Genomic DNA, 16,405 nt, shown 5'->3' with positions numbered 1-16,405 from the left:
AAAATTCGTCTTGATTAAAGGGCGGGTTGGATTTTTTGCCTGAAAGAGGACATATAGATGGCCACAACAAATGTAACTGATGCTTCATTTGAGGAAGACGTTCTAAAAAATGAAGGTCTGGTTTTGGTTGATTTCTGGGCCGAGTGGTGTGGACCGTGTAAGACAATTGCACCAGCACTTGATGAAATTGCCGCAGAGATGGCTGGAAACGTCACAGTTGCCAAAATCAACATCGATGAAAACCCGAACACCCCTACAAAATATGGTGTACGCGGTATTCCAACACTGATGCTGTTCAAAGATGGTGAAGTTGCTTCCACGAAAGTGGGCGCGTCTCCTAAAGGACAGATCGAAGACTGGATTAAATCTTCCTCATAAAATCGGGAAGATAAAGATTTAAGGACGGGCCCAAGTGCCCGTCTTTTTCGTTTCAGGGGGCAATAATGAAAATAGAAGCAGGCGAACTGACATTTGAAGTGGACCGCCAGGGGGATCCAGCGGCACCCACCGTTATCCTGATCGCGGGACTTGGGTTCCAGCTAATCGATTGGCACCAGAATTTCTGCTCGCCGCTGGTGGATGCCGGATTTCAGGTGATCCGATTTGATAACCGGGATGTGGGCCTGTCTGACAAATTGGAAGAGGGCGGAGTACCGGATCTTGCAGCCGTCATGGGCGCGAAGTTATCTGGTACTTTCCCTGACACTCCATTTACCCTTGAGGATATGGCGGCGGATGTGTCTAATATTCTGTCAGCACTGGATATTAGCGCTGCGCATATCGTTGGCATGTCTATGGGCGGAATGATTGCCCAGCTTTTTGCTTTAAATTATCCAGAGAAAACCCTTTCCCTCACCTCCATCATGTCGTCGTCTTCTGAAATTGACCTGCCGGGACCAAATGAAGCCGCAGCCGCCATTTTAGCGAGTGCCCCACTAAGTCAGGAGATGGCGGACATTGTTCGCTTTGGCCTTGAGGTAAATGACGTGATCGGTAGCCCCGGCTTCCGCTGGGATGCATCAGAGTTGGAAGCCCATATCAAAGCCTGCGTGTCGCGCTGTTATTGCCCGACAGGATATATGCGTCAGTACGCTGCTGTGATGGCTGCCCCCGGTCGCCGGCAGCGATTGAAGAGCCTTACGACACCAACTTTGGTGATCCACGGAAGTGAGGATCCGCTTGTCCAAGCGCCTTGTGGGCAGGATGTTTCAAACAGTATTCCGGGGGCTCAATATGTTGAGGTTGCCGGAATGGGGCATGATCTGTCCCCTCTCCTCTGTTCGCGATTAGCGGAGCTCGTGTTGCCACATGTGAGAGGGAACAGCTAAGGCCTATCTGAAAGCGGGCTCGTCGAAACTTCTCAGTTTCCTGGAATGCAGGCTTTCAATTCCGCTTTCACGCAATGACCGAAGTGTTTCAATGCCGATCCGCAAATGTTTGGCGGTTCGGTCCTGATAAAACTTGTTGGCCATTCCGGGGAGTTTAATTTCCCCATGGAGCGGTTTGTCTGACACACAAAGAAGCGTGCCGTAGGGAACGCGGAACCTAAAACCGTTAGCGGCGATGGTTGCGCTTTCCATATCAATGGCAATGGCCTTGGTCTGGTTAAAGCGCTGCGCCAGTTCTTTGTGGCGAAGTTCCCAGTCCCGATCATCTGTGGTGTAGACGGTACCCGTTCTGAAATGCTCTTTCAGATTTGTGGTCTCACCCGATAACTCTGCCACCGCATCTGTCAGTGCCATTTGAATTTCCGCAATGGCTGGCAAAGGAACACTTGGGTGGATATCTTCGTCCAGTACATGGTCTTCGCGCACATAGGCGTGGGCGAGCACATAATCTCCAAGACGCTGTGTGCGCCGAAGGCCGCCGCAGTGACCCACCATCAACCAGCAATGGGGCCGGAGAACCGCGATGTGGTCCGTAATGGTTTTTGCGTTGGACGGGCCAACACCGATATTGACCAGGGTGATACCTTCATGGCGATTTCTGACCAGATGGTAGGCAGGCATTTGAGGCAGATGATGTGGAGCCTCACCGCTTGCGTCAATATCGGTCAGGCGAGGGTTGGGGGTCAGCACATTTCCCGGCTCCACAAAGGCGCGGTATTCTGAGCCATTTTTCACCTGATCCAGACCATATTCGATAAATTCATCCACATAACGCTGATAGTTAGTGAACAGAACAAAGCGCTGGAAATGGTGAGGAGAGGTGCCCGTGTAATGGAAAAGCCGCAGCAAAGAATAGTCAACCCGCTCGGCAGAGAATAACGCAAGGGGGTGGGCGGCCCCCGCCTCTGTTTCATGAATACCATTGGCTATGGCATCGTTGATATTGGCAAGTTCCGGCATAGGGAAGATGGATTGCAGTGCTTGCACATCATCGCCAGAGACGTTGGATGAGGCTTTTTCAATGACAAAAGGAAGCGGCATGGGTCTATCGCTGACCCCAACGACGACTGGACGGTCGTGGTTCTGGATGATCAGTTCGATCTGTTCCAGATAATAACTGTGGAAAAGTTCCGGTTGGGTCAAAGTTGTGCCAAAGAATCCGGCAGAATGCAGATTACCATAAGCGAGCCGGCTATTGAGGTTGATATCTGTTGGTCCGATCTCAAGCCCAAGATAGGGATAGTATCCCACATCCAAAGGGCTTTTTTTATCTCCTTCAGAAAAGGCCTTGAAACGTGTTTTTACTTTTTCGGAATTTTCTTTATAGATCCGCTTGATCGCGGTGAGGGCCTCAGCAGCAGTGTGGTACTCTTTCAAGTCGCGAGTATTACCGTGGCCAGAAGTGACGCTTGTCAAAAATCCTGTCATATAATCTCCTTGATAATCCCTATGATCATCGCTCATTTAATCTTTTTCTAATCCTGACCTATTTAGCATGAAATTGTGACAAGACAATAAACAACTGTCTTTTTTTGAAAATGTGATAGAACCCCGACACGTTTATGTAGCAGCTGGATTGTTTGAATGACTGTCACCCTGGCCCCAATGGAAGGGGTAGTGGACCAACATATGAGAGATATCCTGACCCGCATCGGGGGGATTGATCTGTGCGTGTCCGAATTTATCAGGGTGAGCGGTGGGTTATATCCGCGGCGGGTGTTTCTGGATATCTGTCCAGAATTAGATAATGAGGGCAAAACGGCTGCTGGAACCCCTGTGCATGTGCAGTTGATGGGCGGAGACGTTTCTCTTCTGGCAGAAAGTGCAGAGAAAGTTGCGGGATATGGCGCGCCGGGGATTGACCTTAATTTTGGATGCCCAGCAAAAACCGTAAACCGCCATGATGCAGGTGCCACATTGCTTCAATGGCCAGACCGTCTTCATGACATTACCTCGGCGGTGCGCAGGGCCGTTCCAGATCACATCCCGGTCAGCGCCAAGATGCGGTTGGGTTTTGAAGACAAGTCTCTGTACCTTGAAAACGCAAAAGCGATTGAAGAGGCGGGTGCCAGTAAACTGACCATCCATGCCAGAACCAAGATGGAGGGATATAAGCCGCCCGCTCATTGGGAATATCTGGTGCCTATCAAAGAACAGCTTGGAATCACTGTTGTGGCAAATGGAGAAATCTGGACGAAGGAAGATTTTGAAGCCTGCCGTGATGTCTGCGGATATGAGCATTACATGCTAGGGCGTGGGTTAATCGCCCGCCCAAGTCTGGCGCTTGAAGTAAAGGGTGATGCATCCGATATGTTCGAGGCCTCGAAGATCCTAGACCTGATAATAGATTATAATCAGTTGTTGAAATCCATTGACCACCCCACACGCCGAGCGGGTCGATTGAAGCAGTGGATCAAACTTCTGGGGCGTACCTATGAAGATTGCCGAGTTATCTTCGATAAGATTCGCCGATTAAAAACATCCGAAGAGATTATTTCATATGTGCACATATATAAAACTAATTTAGTTAACCAATAAGTACTAAATTTTGCACAAAAACATGCTTCTTTGGCAGTTTTCATATGCCTTTTTTTCTGCTGATTTTAGGGAACAATTAATTTCTCCGCCGTATGTTGAGGATGATTTTCCTCCAAGTTGATGTACGGAGTATATAAATGTTTAAAAAATTAGCTCTCTCTATTTTTATGGGTGTCTTCTTTGTCGTAGGTGCCGCTCACGCTGAAGATAAAAAAGCCCACGTTCTCTCCATGATGGATAAAGCGATTGCGCATTACAAGTCAGTTGGACAAGAACAGGCCTTCAAAGATTTTGCTGTTGAAGGTGAGTTTAAAAACGGTGAGTTTTACGTGATCGGACAGTCTATTTCCAAAGGCAGCATCATTTTCCATGGTGCGAACGAGAAATTGATTGGCAAAAACCTGCAAAAGGTTAAAGACACTGACGGAAAAGCATTCGTTGCGGAAATGTCAGAGCTTGCTGCAACCAAAGGCACAGGCTGGGTTGACTACAAATGGCCACATCCGGAAACCAAGAAAATCGCACAGAAATATACTTATGTTACGCGTGTAGATGATTCCGATACATTTTTGATGATCGGTTATTACGAGTAAGGATTTCGCCGGATCGGGTGCATCCAAACGCCCCTCCGGCAACCCTCCTTGGAAAGGTAAAGAAGTATGAATTTTCGAAACCTGAGCATTTCGCTTAAGCTTCTGATTTCACCAGCGATTTTTGTTATTGCGCTCGTTATTCTCGGCGTCTCTTCGTATTCGGGGAATAAACAAAATGGTGAAGTTACCTCCATCTTAAACGAGCAATCGAAAACGAAAACAGGTGCAGCTTATCGTTTCCAACGTGATTTGCAGGCGTTTAACGGCAGTGTGTTTCGTCTTATTTCGCAGCTGAACGCAGGTGTGGAAGAAGAGAAAATTCAAGTAATGCGTGAGCAATTACGTGCAGTTCTCGCAGGCTCTCAAGCGGCTTTGACCAAGTTCATCGAAGAAGGCGAATTCGATGCTACAGAACTTGAGGCGCTTCAAGCTATCAATACAAAGTTGGGCGAGTATTCTGTATCCGCAAATGACGTCATTGATATGACTGAAATTGACGGAACGACCGCTGTTGTGATGATGGTAGCGGCGGACGAGCAGTTTAATGTCATGTACAAGCAGATCAGCGAAATTGCCGTACTTTGGCAGGAAGAGGGGGATGCCCTCTATGCCAAAGCTGTTGCAGATGGTGAAGCAAATACGTTGCAGACAATGATTGTTAGTATTGTCTGTCTGGTTATTGCCTTAGGTGTAACCGTGATGGTCACACGACTTATCCGCATGCCAATTTTGTCTCTTACATCTGTCATGGCAGCTTTGTCACAAGGTGATAATAGCGTCGAGATTCCCTCACAGAGTGAGAAGAATGAAATCGGTGAAATGGCCCGCGCCGTTCAGGTCTTTAAAGACAATGCCATTGAGCAGGAACGTCTTCGCTCCGAAGCTGAGAGACATGCGCAGGAAGAAGCGGATCGTCAAGCACGTGAACGTGCTGAGAAAGAAGAGCGAGAACGTAGTGAACGTGAACGTGAACAACGTGAAGCTGCCGATAAACAGGAACGTGCCGAAAAAGTTGCAAATCTTATCAGTGATTTTGAAACGCGTGTTTCCGAAGTCTTGTCAACAGTTGCCATGGCAACCAAAGAACTTCAGTCCACAGCGGATCGGATGACCGAAACAGCTGGATCTTCCCGTGAACTGGCTGAGGGTGTGGCCTCCGCGTCAGCTGATGCGTCACAAAATGTTCAAACGGTGGCCTCGGCCGCCGAAGAGTTGACCTCTTCTATCAGTGAGATTAGCCGTCAGGTTCAGCAGGCTAACCATGTGTCTGAAAAAGCGGTGGTTGAAGCCAGTAACAGCACAACATCTGTTTCTGCTCTTGCTGAAACCGCCAAGAAAATCAGTGAAGTTGTGAATATGATTAACGACATCGCCGGACAGACCAATTTGCTTGCACTGAACGCGACAATTGAAGCGGCCCGTGCGGGTGATGCTGGTAAAGGCTTTGCAGTTGTGGCAAGCGAGGTGAAGAGCCTTGCGAACCAGACAGCGCGTGCGACAGAAGAAATCGCTCAGCAGATCAATGATATGCAGGCCGCGACAGATAGCGCGGTATTGGCAATCGGTAACATTGATACGGTGATTTCAAGTATTCGCGAATCCACTGTTGGTATTTCTTCCGCGATTGAAGAGCAAAGTGCCGCGACTAATGAGATTTCCAGAAATGTTCTGGAAGCTTCAAATGGTACCACTCAGGTGAGTGAGAAAATCGGTGATGTGTCTCAAAAAGCGGGTGAAACCGGAGTTGCTGCAGGTGATGTGCAGTCAGCTGCCTCCCGCCTGGAAGAGCTGTCCAGCAAGCTGAAAAATGATATTGAAGGGTTCCTGTCCGAAGTTCGGGCAGCGTAAATACTTCAATTTTTCACATAAAAGCCCGGTATCCATGATGCCGGGCTTTTTGTCTGTCTTAGTCCCAGTTGGGTTCCCGTTTTCCAAGGAAGGCGGAAATCCCCTCCCGGGCATCTTCACTTTTCAGGCATTCGTTGAGTTGCTCACGCAAGTACGGCAATGCTGGATCAAAATCCATATCTTCAATGGCATTATAGGCGGCAAGCCCCATTTGCATGGTACCTGGGGCAAGGGAGGCCAGTTGTTTGGCTGTTTGAGCGACAGTTTCATCCAATTCATCCGCTGGAACCGCTTTGTTGATCAGTCCAGTTTGTACCGCGTCAGCAGCAGAGATCCGCTCCCCCCTCATAATAAAATCAAGACCCTGACGCTTCCCCATAACCCGAAACAGGCCCGCCATGACCATAAAGGGCCAAATACCCCGTTTGATCTCAGGGGCAGAGAAATGCGCGCTGTCCACGGCAAAGGCGTGAGTGGCGTTACAGACCATGAGCAGTGCGCCAGCCAGAACCGGTCCCTGAATGCGGGCGATAACCGGCTTGTTCATATGGCGAAGTTTAAGGGAAATTTCGTCAGTTTCACCGCGTTTGGGCACGTTGGAAACCGGACCGTCAACTTTGCCGCCGCTCATGGTGCGAAGGTCCCCGCCTGCACAGAAGATATCTCCTTCTGCCGCCAGAACAACCACACGGATGCTGCGGGTTTGCCTGGCATAATCGAAGGCGTAGATCAGTTCATTACTCATGATAGGATTGATGGCGTTTTTTGCCTCAGGCCGGTTCAGGGTAATCGTAAAGATGTGATCTTTTTCTTCCAGCTTGATCGTTGTAAAGGTCAGCCCTTCAAGGGATAAGGTTTCATTATTATCTGTCATTTTTGCTCTCCCTTATGCCGCGTCTGGAAAAATGCTTTTTGGCAGGGCAACTTTGCGAGAGCGCAAAAATTCACCCATGCTTTTTGCCTGTCCGTCGATCCGCGTGTTGGCGGCGACGCCATCGCCCAATATGCCATAGATCATGAAATTGACGGCACGGATATTGGGAAGGTCAAAGCGTTTGACCTCATAGCCTTCAACTTCAGGCATCATTTCTTTCAATTTCTCAGCGGTCATATTGTGATAGAGCCATTGATAGGCCTCATCCGTTTTCGCCCAGACACCTATATTGGCAGCGCCGCCTTTGTCCCCGCTGCGGGTTCCGAACACACGACCAAAGTGGATATCCCCCATATCAGAGCTTGCAGGTTTTGCTATATCCACTACAGGTTTCTGATAGTAAATCTCTTCCAAATCCAACTGGTTGGTTGGTGGGACATCGGTAACCTCTCCGCCCATATGGACGTGTTCTGTGATATGGCGGCTATCTACCAGTGCAGGCCAGTGCAGAACAAACGGGCCGCCCCCCCCCGGGGCAGAGCGACCTGTGAAACCAGGATAGGTCGCCAAGGCAATTTCAATTACCTTTGCCGAGAAAATACGCCCCACCAGTTTAGGGTCAGAGGATTTGACCGTTATACGAAGAAGCGCCATGGCTTCGTCATTGGTGTCCGCATCCTCTTTATCTGTACGAACCAGATTGATATCCACGTCATCAAACAGATCTTTTCCGCCAACCTGACGGAAAAGCTCTTCGGTGAAAATCTCCACCTTCTTTTCAATATCGAGGCCGGTTACCAACAGTTCCATGCTGTTTTTGAAGCCGCCCATGATATTCATGCAGACTTTATGTTCCGCCGGTGGGTTGGACCCACGGCACCCTGAAACACGGACCCGGTTCTCGCCCACCTGTTCCATTTGCAGGGTGTCAAAATGGCTGATCACATCCGGATTTTTGTAGGCGGGGTCGTTGATTTCATAGAGAAGTTGCGCCGTTACCGTTCCAACGGAAACAAGGCCACCTGTGCCTTCTTGTTTTGTAATGGTAAAGCTGCCGTCACTTTCAATTTCCGCAATGGGGTAGCCCACATTGGCAAAGCTGGGGACCTCTTCGAAAAAGGCATAGTTACCACCGCACACCTGCGCCCCGCATTCAATCAGATGACCTGCGGCGCAAGCGCCTGCGAGCGCATCAAAATCATCCCGCTTCCAGTTAAATTTCCACGCGGCAGGTCCCATGACAACAGCGGCATCGGTCACGCGCGGAGCAATCACCACATCGGCACCTTGGTCCAATGCTTCCTTGATGCCCCAACCGCCAAGATAGGCGTTAGCCGTTGCTGGGCGAAGGCCGCTTTCCTTCAGTTCCTGTCCTGTGTCGATATTTGTGAACGTCTCTCCTTCACTTGCCAGATCCTTGATACGGGGCAACATGTTATCCCCGTCCACATAGGCGACTCTACAGGTTACTCCAAGTTCGGCAGCGATTTTCTCAACTTCTTCTGCCATGCCCTTCGGGTTGAGGCCTCCGGCGTTGCTGACGATCTTGATGTTTTTCTCAAGACACAATTCCAGAACGTCTTTGACCTGTTTCAGGAAGGTGCCCACATACCCCTCATCCGGGGATTTCATTTTTTTGGCGAACAGAATGGACATGGTCAGTTCTGCCAGATAATCACCTGTCAGCACATCAATTGGGCCGCCTTCGACCATTTCACGGGCGGCGGATAGTTTGTCTCCGTAATATCCGCTGCAATTGGCGATGCGAATGATATCAGTGGCGTTGTCGCTCATGCTGGCGCTCCTGAAATTTCTTCATTTATTCTTGGTTGATAATGAAGGTACTGTCAGGTCCTCAATTGTCCAGTGGGAATGGTTTTTCCCTGCATATTTAATTTTCAGTAGAAAATCCCACTAAACCAGACTTTTGAAAAGCAAGCTTGCCCCTGCGGCAAGTCCCAGGAGCCAGAAAAGGTTCCATTTTCGGATGATTAGCAAATACCCGCTTAACAGGGTCAGTCCAACACTGAACAGATCAATTGAGGCGAGATCTGGTGTGATCACGGTGGCAGGCCCGAGGGAGGTGGGTTTCAGGTCTGCAAATAGAATATGAAGAGAGAACCAGAGGCTCAAATTCGCGATAACCCCAACCACAGCCGCGGTAATGGCTGACAAAGCTGACTTCAGACGGGGGCGGGAGCTGATCCAGTCAATATAAGGTGCACCTGCAAAGATCCACAAAAAGCAGGGAATGAAGGTCACCCAAAGCGTGACCACAGCCCCTGCGAACCCTTGGGCAAAGCTCATGGCTTGATCCGCTTGATAGGCGGCAACGAAACCAACAAACTGAGTCACCAAAATAAGGGGGCCGGGTGTGGTCTCAGCAAGGCCAAGGCCATCAATCATCTGTTCTGTCTGAAGCCAGCCATGATTGCTGACCACGTCATCCACCATATAGGCAAGCACGGCATAGGCACCGCCAAAAGTGACCACCGCCAATTTAGAGAAGAAAGTAGCAATACCCGTGAGGATATGATCTTGCCCAAGTACCAGGAACAAACCCGCGACAGGCACACCCCAAAGCAGACCAAAAATAACAACCGTTTTAATAAGCGCGGTCAGTTTGTTTGAAGGTGCCGGTGTTAATTGGGTGCTTTCAACATCTGCCTTCTGGAACAGAAATCCCAGAACGGCAGCGATTAAGATGACCAGCGGGAAAGGGAGCTGGAAGGCGAACAGGGCAATAAAGGCACCGATGGCCAATGCATATTGAAACCCGCCCGTAAGTGCCCGTTTGGAGATCTTGATCAAGGCATCCACGACAATTGCCAGGACCGCCGCCTTCACACCAAGGAAAGCAAACTGAACAGCGGATATTTGACCGTAGCTCATATAGAGGGTTGCGAGCAGGAGTATGACGGCGGCACCCGGCAGGACAAACAAGGATCCTGCAATTAACCCGCCCATCACGCCGCTTCTACGCCAGCCGGCATATGTGGCAAGTTGCATAGCCTCTGGTCCGGGGAGCAACATACAGAAACTCAAAGCGGATAAAAATTGTTGTTCAGTGAGCCAGCCTTTTTCTTCAACCAATACGCGATGCATCAACGCGATTTGGGCGGTCGGGCCACCAAAGGACTGAAGGCCAATCTGTCCCCAGATTTTCAACTGTTCTCCGGTAGTATCTTGCGCGGTATGGGTCGTATCGGTCATCATTTATCTCACAATGACCCGCACCCTGAACTGTCGGGGCGGGTCCGTCAAATAATGACCTGTGAAACTTATGTGACAACCAGTTTTACAATATATCCGGCAATTAATGCGCCACTGACGGCAAAGGCAAGATAGAGGGCAAAGATTTTAGGCTTTGCCAAAGACCAGAACCCAATAGCGGCTGGAATACTTGTTACAGATCCGGCCAGCATAAAGGTAAGACCGGTGGACAGGGGCATGCCAAGGTCCATCAATCCCCTAACCAGTGGGATGGCCGCATATCCGTTCATATAGGTTGGCACACCGATCAGGGCTGCAAGGGGCAGGGCAAAGGCGTTGCCATCGCCAAGCAAAGTGGCCACATTGTCGGCAGGAACGTAAGAGATCATGATCCCTTCCAACAGGAAGGCAAAAGCAAGCCAGCGCCCCAAGAACCACGCCGCATCTCCCCCTTGTCTCAGGAACGTATCCATGCCCCCTTCTCTCTTCCAGAAGGCCCATGTGACGTTGATCTGTTTTGGGGCAGAACAGCTGGACCCACAGCCAGAAGATTTGGCAATTTCTTTAAGACCGTTTTTAAGAAGGCCGGTTTTTGAAATCGCTTGGGTGACGAAACCTGACATTAATCCCATACCAATGGCGGCAACGGTTTTGATGATGGCGAAATCCATGCCCAAACCGGCAGCGGTCAGGATGAACATCTCCGGATCCATGATCGGGGAGGCGATACAGAAGGCCAATACCGGGGCCAAGGGAACACCACTTGCCAGAAGGCCAGCCACCAACGGTATTACTCCGCAGGAACAAAAGGGTGACAATGCGCCGAAAATGGAGGCGATAATAATGGCGCGTGTTGGATTGCCTTCAAAAGCGCGGGCGACAAGATCGTCAGCCCCGCTGGCTTTCAGATAGGAAGCCAAGCCCACTGACAATAATAGGAAGGGGGCAATGTCGAGAAGGGATTTTCCCGCAAACTGGATATGTTGTCCTGTATTTTCAGGAACAATAACCGTCAGAAGAATAAGGGTACCAAGGATTAGCCAGACTGGGGTTCCAAGGCGTGAATGCAGATCTGAAAACGCAGCTTTAAATGAAAAACTTGAGGCTGATGATAGGTTATGCGGTGTCTCGCTCATGGGCAGATACTTCCTGATCACTACAGCATTCTTCTTCAAGTTGCCGCAGTACGGTTGTCAGACATTCGAGATTTGCCCTGCAGATTGTCTGTCTTCCCGCTTTTTCCTGTGTAATCAAGCCACATTCAGTGAGCCCTTTCAGATGAAAAGCGAGGGTCGATGCTGCGATCGACAGATGGTCCCGAATATCGCTGATACACATGCCATCAGATCCCTTCTTAATCAGGGCCCTGAAGATATCAAGACGGGTTTCGTTTCCTAGCTCTGCCAATGTACGGGCAATTTCCGAACTATTCATGACAGGAATATATCCTCTTTTTCATTAAAAACAACCATAAAACTAGTTTAATGGTTGTTTGGTTATTAAGTGTTTGAATTATAGCCTAAATAATCTCAAAAAATTCGATTATCCATGATGTTTTACAAGATCAGTGGCGTGTTCGCCGCCGCCAGGACCAACAACCACTTTCACTTCTCTCGCATGAAGGGCGTTTCCATCAGCACCCCGCACCTTTACTTCTGGAATAGGGATATCTGTTGCTTTTTCTATAAGCTCAAGGCGCGGTCCGTCAGGCTGTGAATACCACCTTTCCCCCCATTGAAAGAGGGTGACGATGACCGGATATAGATCCAACCCCTTATCGGTCAGCCGATATTCAAATGCTCGTTTGTCATGGGCGCAAGGTCGCCGCTCCAATATCCCGGATTCGGTGAGCTTCTTTAGGCGGTTGGACAGGGTATTGGTCGGGATCCCAAGATTTTCCTGAAACTGATCGAAATGGCGCATCCGGTGGAAGGCATTCCGTAAGATAAGGAGCGTCCATCCATCCCCGATTTGTTCAAGGGTTTGGGCAATGGCGCAATTGATGTCAGAAAAGGTTTTCTTTTGCATGATACTCTGGTCGGCGGAAAAACAGCTTGCAGGTCTTTATTTTGTCAATTAGCTTTTGTTATGCAAGTCAATTTTGGAAAAGAACAAGAAAAATGAAAACCAGATTTACCGAAATGTTTGGGGTTGAACACCCTATTGTCCAGGGCGGAATGCAGTGGGTAGGCCGCGCAGAACTTATCGCAGCCGTTGCAAATGCGGGTGCACTTGGGTGCCTTACTGCGCTCACTCAACCCACGCCTGAGGATCTTGCCAAGGAAATTGCCAAAGTCCGTGACATGACCGACAAGCCGTTCGCAGTGAACTTTACGATCTTGCCAACATTGAAACCGGTTCCCTATGAAGAATATATGGATGCGATTGTCTCTTCGGGGGTGAAGATCATCGAAACTGCGGGTAACAACCCAAAAGCCTTTATGCCAAAACTGAAAGAGGCTGGCATTAAGGTTATTCATAAATGCACGTCTGTGCGTCACGGTCTTTCCGCGCAGAAAATAGGCGTAGACGCCATCAGCATTGACGGTTTTGAATGTGCAGGTCACCCGGGTGAAGATGACACACCAGGTCTTATCCTGATTCCGCGTGCGGTTGAGCAGCTGGATATCCCGATTGTAGCCTCCGGTGGTTTTGCCGATGGGCGTGGCCTTGCGGCAGCGCTTGCCCTTGGTGCCGATGGTATCAATATGGGCACCCGCTTTATGGCGACAAAAGAAGCGCCTGTACATGAGAAAATCAAACAGGAAATCGTAGCGGCCACTGAACTGGATACGACCCTGATTTTCCGGTCTCTTCGCAATACCGCCCGCATGTTTACCAACTCGGTTTCCAAGCAGGTTGTTGAAATGGAAGGCGAGGGCAAAACCATCCAGGAAATCGGTCCTGTTGCCAGTGGTATGCGTGGCCGGAAAGTTTACGAAGAGGGGGATGTCAATGCGGGTGTCTGGTCTGCCGGAATGTGTATCGGTCTGATCCACGACGTTCCATCAGTTCAGGAACTGGTGGATCGCATTGTTGGTGAAGCGGAAGATATCATCCGCGAACGTCTTGGTGCGATCGTCGCTTAAAGACAATTTAAATTTAATAAAAACCCCCGGGGCTCACCGGGGGTTTTTTATTTAAGACCGGTGGGGCGTCAGGCACTGACCCGATCTTCTTCCTCCAACTCTTTCAGGTAATTGCTCACCGTATGGTTCAGCTGGCGTGCGATGCCGGACAGATTGTCAGATGCGCTTAGGACGTCATTTGCTGCGGTACCAATTTGGCTGCTGCCAGAGGCAATCTCGGAAATATTATCTGTGACCTGACCCGTGTTATGGGCCGCGGTCTGGGCGTTTTGCGTGATTTCGTTGGTCGCATCAGCCTGCTGATTAACCTGCGATGAGATATCACTGGAGATCATATCAATTTTTTCAACCGCTTCGGTAACCTGTCCGATGGCATCTACAGCCCCCAGCGTTGCATCCTGAATGGCATTAACCTGATTTGCGATATCTTCGGTGGCCTTTGCGGTCTGGCTTGCCAGATTCTTCACTTCTGAGGCTACAACCGCGAAGCCTTTACCGGCTTCTCCGGCGCGGGCCGCTTCGATGGTGGCGTTCAGTGCCAGAAGGTTGGTTTGGGCTGCGATATCCTGGATGAGGCCTACCACGTCACCGATCTTGATGGAGGCATCAGACAACCCCTGAACGGTTTCGTTGGCGCTTTTAGCATCAGACACCGCATTGCGGGCGGTTTCCGCAGCGTTAATAACCTTACTCCGGATATCATAGATGGAGCGAGAAATCTCAGAGGCCGCAGCGGCAACAGCTTCCACGCTGTGGGCTGCATCTTCAGAGGCGCTGGTGACCACGTTGCTTTTGTCTGAGGATCTGCGAGAGATTTCAGTCATGCGTTCCGCTTCTTGACGCATGCTTACCGTCGATGACACTACATTTTCAATAGCACCCGCGACATGATTTTCCAAAAGTTCCGCTGTTTTTTGTGCCCGTGCCTTTTGTTTTTCCATGAAGACACGCTCTGCTTCCAGCTGCTGTTTTTCAGCTTCGTGTTTCAGCATCTCTTCGCGAAGTTTATGTGTGAGGTCCTCAATCTCAATAACAGTTCCCAAATGCTCGCCGAAGTCATTCACGACGGGAGACACATGAACGTTCCAGGTAATCTCTTCAAACTCAACGCGATCTTCGATGAGCTTCCGCTCCCCTTCTGTCAACAGATTGGCAACAGCAGGAAGAACGTTACTGATATGCTTACCAACCACATCATCCTTATCAAAAGAGGCAACCTGCCTGGAGATGGAGTTTTTGCATTCCTCAAGGAGTTTCTTGCCGGACTGATTGACATAGGTAATGGCATTGTCTGGACCCATCAAGACGACGGATGTGGCGCACTCATCCAGAGCAACCTCGCGGCGCTTGGCGATGATCGCAGACGATTTCCAAAGCATAAGCGCTTCTTCCATTTTACCAAGTTCACTGCGGGTGCTGTTAACATCTAGGCTGGAGGAAAAATCGCCTTTGGATAGACGGCCTACCATATTGACCATATTGGCAAGCGGGGAAGTGACACTTCGGCTGATCCAGATGCTGACAAAGATCCCGGCGATCAATATCAGTGAAGCGCTAATACCGAGGAAGGTCAGGTCTTTGTAGAAAATTGCATCAACATCGTCGATATAGATGCCTGTTCCAATCACCCATCCCCAGGGCGCGTACCCCTTCACATAGGAAGTTTTCTCAACGGGTTCTTCTGATCCAGGGCGGGGCCATAGATAATCGATAAATCCTTCTCCGCCATTGGCGCCGATTTTACCAGCTTCAGCAAAAATTGCGATGCCGTTAGTGTCCTTTACATTACTGCCATCGGTTCCAACCAGTTTCTTGGCGAAGGGATGCATCAGGACTTTTGCATTGGAGTCATTAACCCAGAAATAATCAGATTCACCGTAGCGGAGGCTTTCCAGATTATTGAGCGCCAGATCTTTGGCTTCCTGTAGGCTGATCTCGCCTTTTTGGGCCTTGTCGGCATAAAACTCAACTGCAGAATATGCAACTTGTACTACATTATGTGCTTTCTCTTTCCGATCTTCGAGAAGATTCCTGCGTAGATCCATAAGTTCAAAAAGGCTGAGAGAAACAAGACAGATTATAAAAAACCCTGTCAGAGCGAATAAACGCTCACTTACGCGCCAAGTTGAGAACATGAGATAACCCCGTACGATAGCTGGTTTTTCCAGTGTTAATGTTACTTAAGGTTACAAATATCGCGGAGAATATTAACAAGCCTTTAATGTACCGCTGTTTTTCAAATTTGTTTGCAGGCCATCAAACAACTACAAGAAGTGAAACTTAAATCACACTACTTTGGGGAGAATTTTACCTAATACTCAGACTTAAATTATAGTTGCAAAAACGTAGGGCATCAGAAATCTACCACTTTAGGGGTAGGGGGAGTTGATCACTTGATTCGTTAAATAATCAAAAAACTGAAACAGTTGCGGCCGCGATCACCGCGTATCGGATGATTTTGCCAATTCCCACCAACAAAATGAAAATCGAAAGGCGTATTTTCAACACGCCACCAAGGACGGTGAGCGGATCTCCAATAACAGGAAGCCAGGCTAACAAAAGAGACCAATACCCAATTTGGCCGTACCAGTGTTGTGCCTTTTGAATTTGGGTCTGGGTAACCGGAAACCAGCGGCGGTTTTGAAAGTGCATTAAAAAGGCACCGCAATACCAGTTGAAGACGGACCCAAGGATATTTCCAATACTGGCAATCGCAATCAGAAGGATAATCTGGGAAGGGGTCTCACTGATCAGATAGGCGAGCAGCGCTTCTGATGATCCGGGGAGCAGTGTCGCAGACGTAAACGCCGAAAAGAAAAGTGTGAAGTAAGTCGCCAAACGTGCCCCCGGTCCTGTTGATGT

Annotated in this window: 15 protein-coding genes; 6 read left to right on the top strand and 9 right to left on the bottom strand. The window is 49.3% G+C overall.

The genetic code is table 11. The annotated features are described in order from the left end of the window. The first annotated feature begins 57 nt into the window (after positions 1–57). Both trxA and GUA87_RS04070 read left to right on the top strand, forming a co-directional pair. Positions 58–378, top strand: coding sequence for a thioredoxin TrxA (gene trxA / locus GUA87_RS04075; protein WP_193715229.1), 321 nt, complete (start codon positions 58–60; stop codon positions 376–378). A gap of 65 nt (positions 379–443) precedes the next feature. Next, a complete protein-coding gene (locus GUA87_RS04070) occupies positions 444–1,328 on the top strand; it encodes an alpha/beta fold hydrolase (protein WP_193715228.1) in 885 nt (294 codons plus the stop codon). A 3-nt stretch (positions 1,329–1,331) separates the two neighbouring features. Here the strand turns inward: GUA87_RS04070 and GUA87_RS04065 are convergent, their stop codons facing one another. After that, on the bottom strand, positions 1,332–2,816 hold the full coding sequence (locus GUA87_RS04065; RefSeq protein ID WP_193715227.1) for an AMP nucleosidase: 1,485 nt from the start codon (positions 2,814–2,816) through the stop codon (positions 1,332–1,334). A 156-nt stretch (positions 2,817–2,972) separates the two neighbouring features. On the opposite strand from GUA87_RS04065, the gene GUA87_RS04060 reads away from it, so the two are divergent. The 3 genes from GUA87_RS04060 (at position 2,973) to GUA87_RS04050 (ending at position 6,367) form a co-directional block, all read left to right on the top strand. Further along, positions 2,973–3,926 (top strand): tRNA dihydrouridine synthase, encoded by a 954-nt coding sequence (locus GUA87_RS04060; RefSeq protein ID WP_193715226.1) that lies wholly within the window; start codon positions 2,973–2,975, stop codon positions 3,924–3,926. Between the two features lie 137 nt (positions 3,927–4,063). Further along, entirely contained in the window at positions 4,064–4,519 is a 456-nt protein-coding gene (locus GUA87_RS04055; RefSeq protein ID WP_193715225.1) for a cache domain-containing protein, read from the top strand. Positions 4,520–4,585: 66 nt separating this feature from the next. Further along, positions 4,586–6,367, top strand: coding sequence for a methyl-accepting chemotaxis protein (locus tag GUA87_RS04050; protein WP_193715224.1), 1,782 nt, complete (start codon positions 4,586–4,588; stop codon positions 6,365–6,367). A 58-nt stretch (positions 6,368–6,425) separates the two neighbouring features. Here GUA87_RS04050 and GUA87_RS04045 read toward each other — a convergent pair whose 3' ends face one another. The 6 genes from GUA87_RS04045 to GUA87_RS04020 form a co-directional block, all read right to left on the bottom strand. Continuing rightward, complete coding sequence (locus tag GUA87_RS04045) at positions 6,426–7,241, bottom strand: enoyl-CoA hydratase/isomerase family protein (RefSeq protein ID WP_193715223.1); 816 nt, start codon at positions 7,239–7,241, stop codon at positions 6,426–6,428. Between the two features lie 12 nt (positions 7,242–7,253). After that, complete coding sequence (locus GUA87_RS04040; protein ID WP_193715222.1) at positions 7,254–9,035, bottom strand: acyclic terpene utilization AtuA family protein; 1,782 nt, start codon at positions 9,033–9,035, stop codon at positions 7,254–7,256. A gap of 120 nt (positions 9,036–9,155) precedes the next feature. Next, positions 9,156–10,457, bottom strand: coding sequence for a chromate efflux transporter (chrA, locus tag GUA87_RS04035; protein WP_227711677.1), 1,302 nt, complete (start codon positions 10,455–10,457; stop codon positions 9,156–9,158). Between the two features lie 65 nt (positions 10,458–10,522). Then, entirely contained in the window at positions 10,523–11,590 is a 1,068-nt protein-coding gene (locus GUA87_RS04030) for a permease (protein WP_193715221.1), read from the bottom strand. Beyond that, positions 11,571–11,888 carry an ArsR/SmtB family transcription factor gene (locus GUA87_RS04025; RefSeq protein WP_193715220.1) on the bottom strand — a complete coding sequence of 106 codons (318 nt, stop codon included), beginning with the start codon at positions 11,886–11,888 and terminating at the stop codon, positions 11,571–11,573. Before GUA87_RS04025 ends, GUA87_RS04030 begins: the two co-directional genes overlap by 20 nt. Positions 11,889–11,996: 108 nt before the next feature. Next, positions 11,997–12,482, bottom strand: a complete 486-nt coding sequence (locus tag GUA87_RS04020) for a winged helix-turn-helix transcriptional regulator (RefSeq protein WP_193715219.1) — start codon at positions 12,480–12,482, stop codon at positions 11,997–11,999. 92 nt (positions 12,483–12,574) lie between these two features. Between GUA87_RS04020 and GUA87_RS04015 the strand changes: the two genes are divergently transcribed. Continuing rightward, a complete protein-coding gene (locus tag GUA87_RS04015) occupies positions 12,575–13,543 on the top strand; it encodes an NAD(P)H-dependent flavin oxidoreductase (RefSeq protein ID WP_193715218.1) in 969 nt (322 codons plus the stop codon). A 68-nt stretch (positions 13,544–13,611) separates the two neighbouring features. On the opposite strand, the gene GUA87_RS04010 is transcribed toward GUA87_RS04015, so the two are convergent. Both GUA87_RS04010 and GUA87_RS04005 read right to left on the bottom strand, forming a co-directional pair. Further along, a complete protein-coding gene (locus GUA87_RS04010) occupies positions 13,612–15,678 on the bottom strand; it encodes a cache domain-containing protein (RefSeq protein ID WP_193715217.1) in 2,067 nt (688 codons plus the stop codon). A 274-nt stretch (positions 15,679–15,952) separates the two neighbouring features. After that, positions 15,953–16,381, bottom strand: coding sequence for a YqaA family protein (locus tag GUA87_RS04005; RefSeq protein WP_193715216.1), 429 nt, complete (start codon positions 16,379–16,381; stop codon positions 15,953–15,955). Between the last annotated feature and the right edge of the window lie 24 nt (positions 16,382–16,405).

It is taken from the genome of Sneathiella sp. P13V-1 (genome assembly GCF_015143595.1).
GTDB lineage: Bacteria > Pseudomonadota > Alphaproteobacteria > Sneathiellales > Sneathiellaceae > Sneathiella.
Note: the sequence above shows the minus strand (reverse complement) of the source record. Positions and strands in the feature narration are given on the sequence as shown.

Coding starts and splice junctions, on each gene's coding strand:
- trxA (WP_193715229.1), top strand. CDS start 58: ATGGCCACAACAAATGTAACTGATGCTTCATTTGAGGAAGACGTTCTA.
- GUA87_RS04070 (WP_193715228.1), top strand. CDS start 444: ATGAAAATAGAAGCAGGCGAACTGACATTTGAAGTGGACCGCCAGGGG.
- GUA87_RS04065 (WP_193715227.1), bottom strand. CDS start 2,816: ATGACAGGATTTTTGACAAGCGTCACTTCTGGCCACGGTAATACTCGC.
- GUA87_RS04060 (WP_193715226.1), top strand. CDS start 2,973: ATGACTGTCACCCTGGCCCCAATGGAAGGGGTAGTGGACCAACATATG.
- GUA87_RS04055 (WP_193715225.1), top strand. CDS start 4,064: ATGTTTAAAAAATTAGCTCTCTCTATTTTTATGGGTGTCTTCTTTGTC.
- GUA87_RS04050 (WP_193715224.1), top strand. CDS start 4,586: ATGAATTTTCGAAACCTGAGCATTTCGCTTAAGCTTCTGATTTCACCA.
- GUA87_RS04045 (WP_193715223.1), bottom strand. CDS start 7,241: ATGACAGATAATAATGAAACCTTATCCCTTGAAGGGCTGACCTTTACA.
- GUA87_RS04040 (WP_193715222.1), bottom strand. CDS start 9,035: ATGAGCGACAACGCCACTGATATCATTCGCATCGCCAATTGCAGCGGA.
- chrA (WP_227711677.1), bottom strand. CDS start 10,457: ATGATGACCGATACGACCCATACCGCGCAAGATACTACCGGAGAACAG.
- GUA87_RS04030 (WP_193715221.1), bottom strand. CDS start 11,590: ATGAGCGAGACACCGCATAACCTATCATCAGCCTCAAGTTTTTCATTT.
- GUA87_RS04025 (WP_193715220.1), bottom strand. CDS start 11,888: ATGAATAGTTCGGAAATTGCCCGTACATTGGCAGAGCTAGGAAACGAA.
- GUA87_RS04020 (WP_193715219.1), bottom strand. CDS start 12,482: ATGCAAAAGAAAACCTTTTCTGACATCAATTGCGCCATTGCCCAAACC.
- GUA87_RS04015 (WP_193715218.1), top strand. CDS start 12,575: ATGAAAACCAGATTTACCGAAATGTTTGGGGTTGAACACCCTATTGTC.
- GUA87_RS04010 (WP_193715217.1), bottom strand. CDS start 15,678: ATGTTCTCAACTTGGCGCGTAAGTGAGCGTTTATTCGCTCTGACAGGG.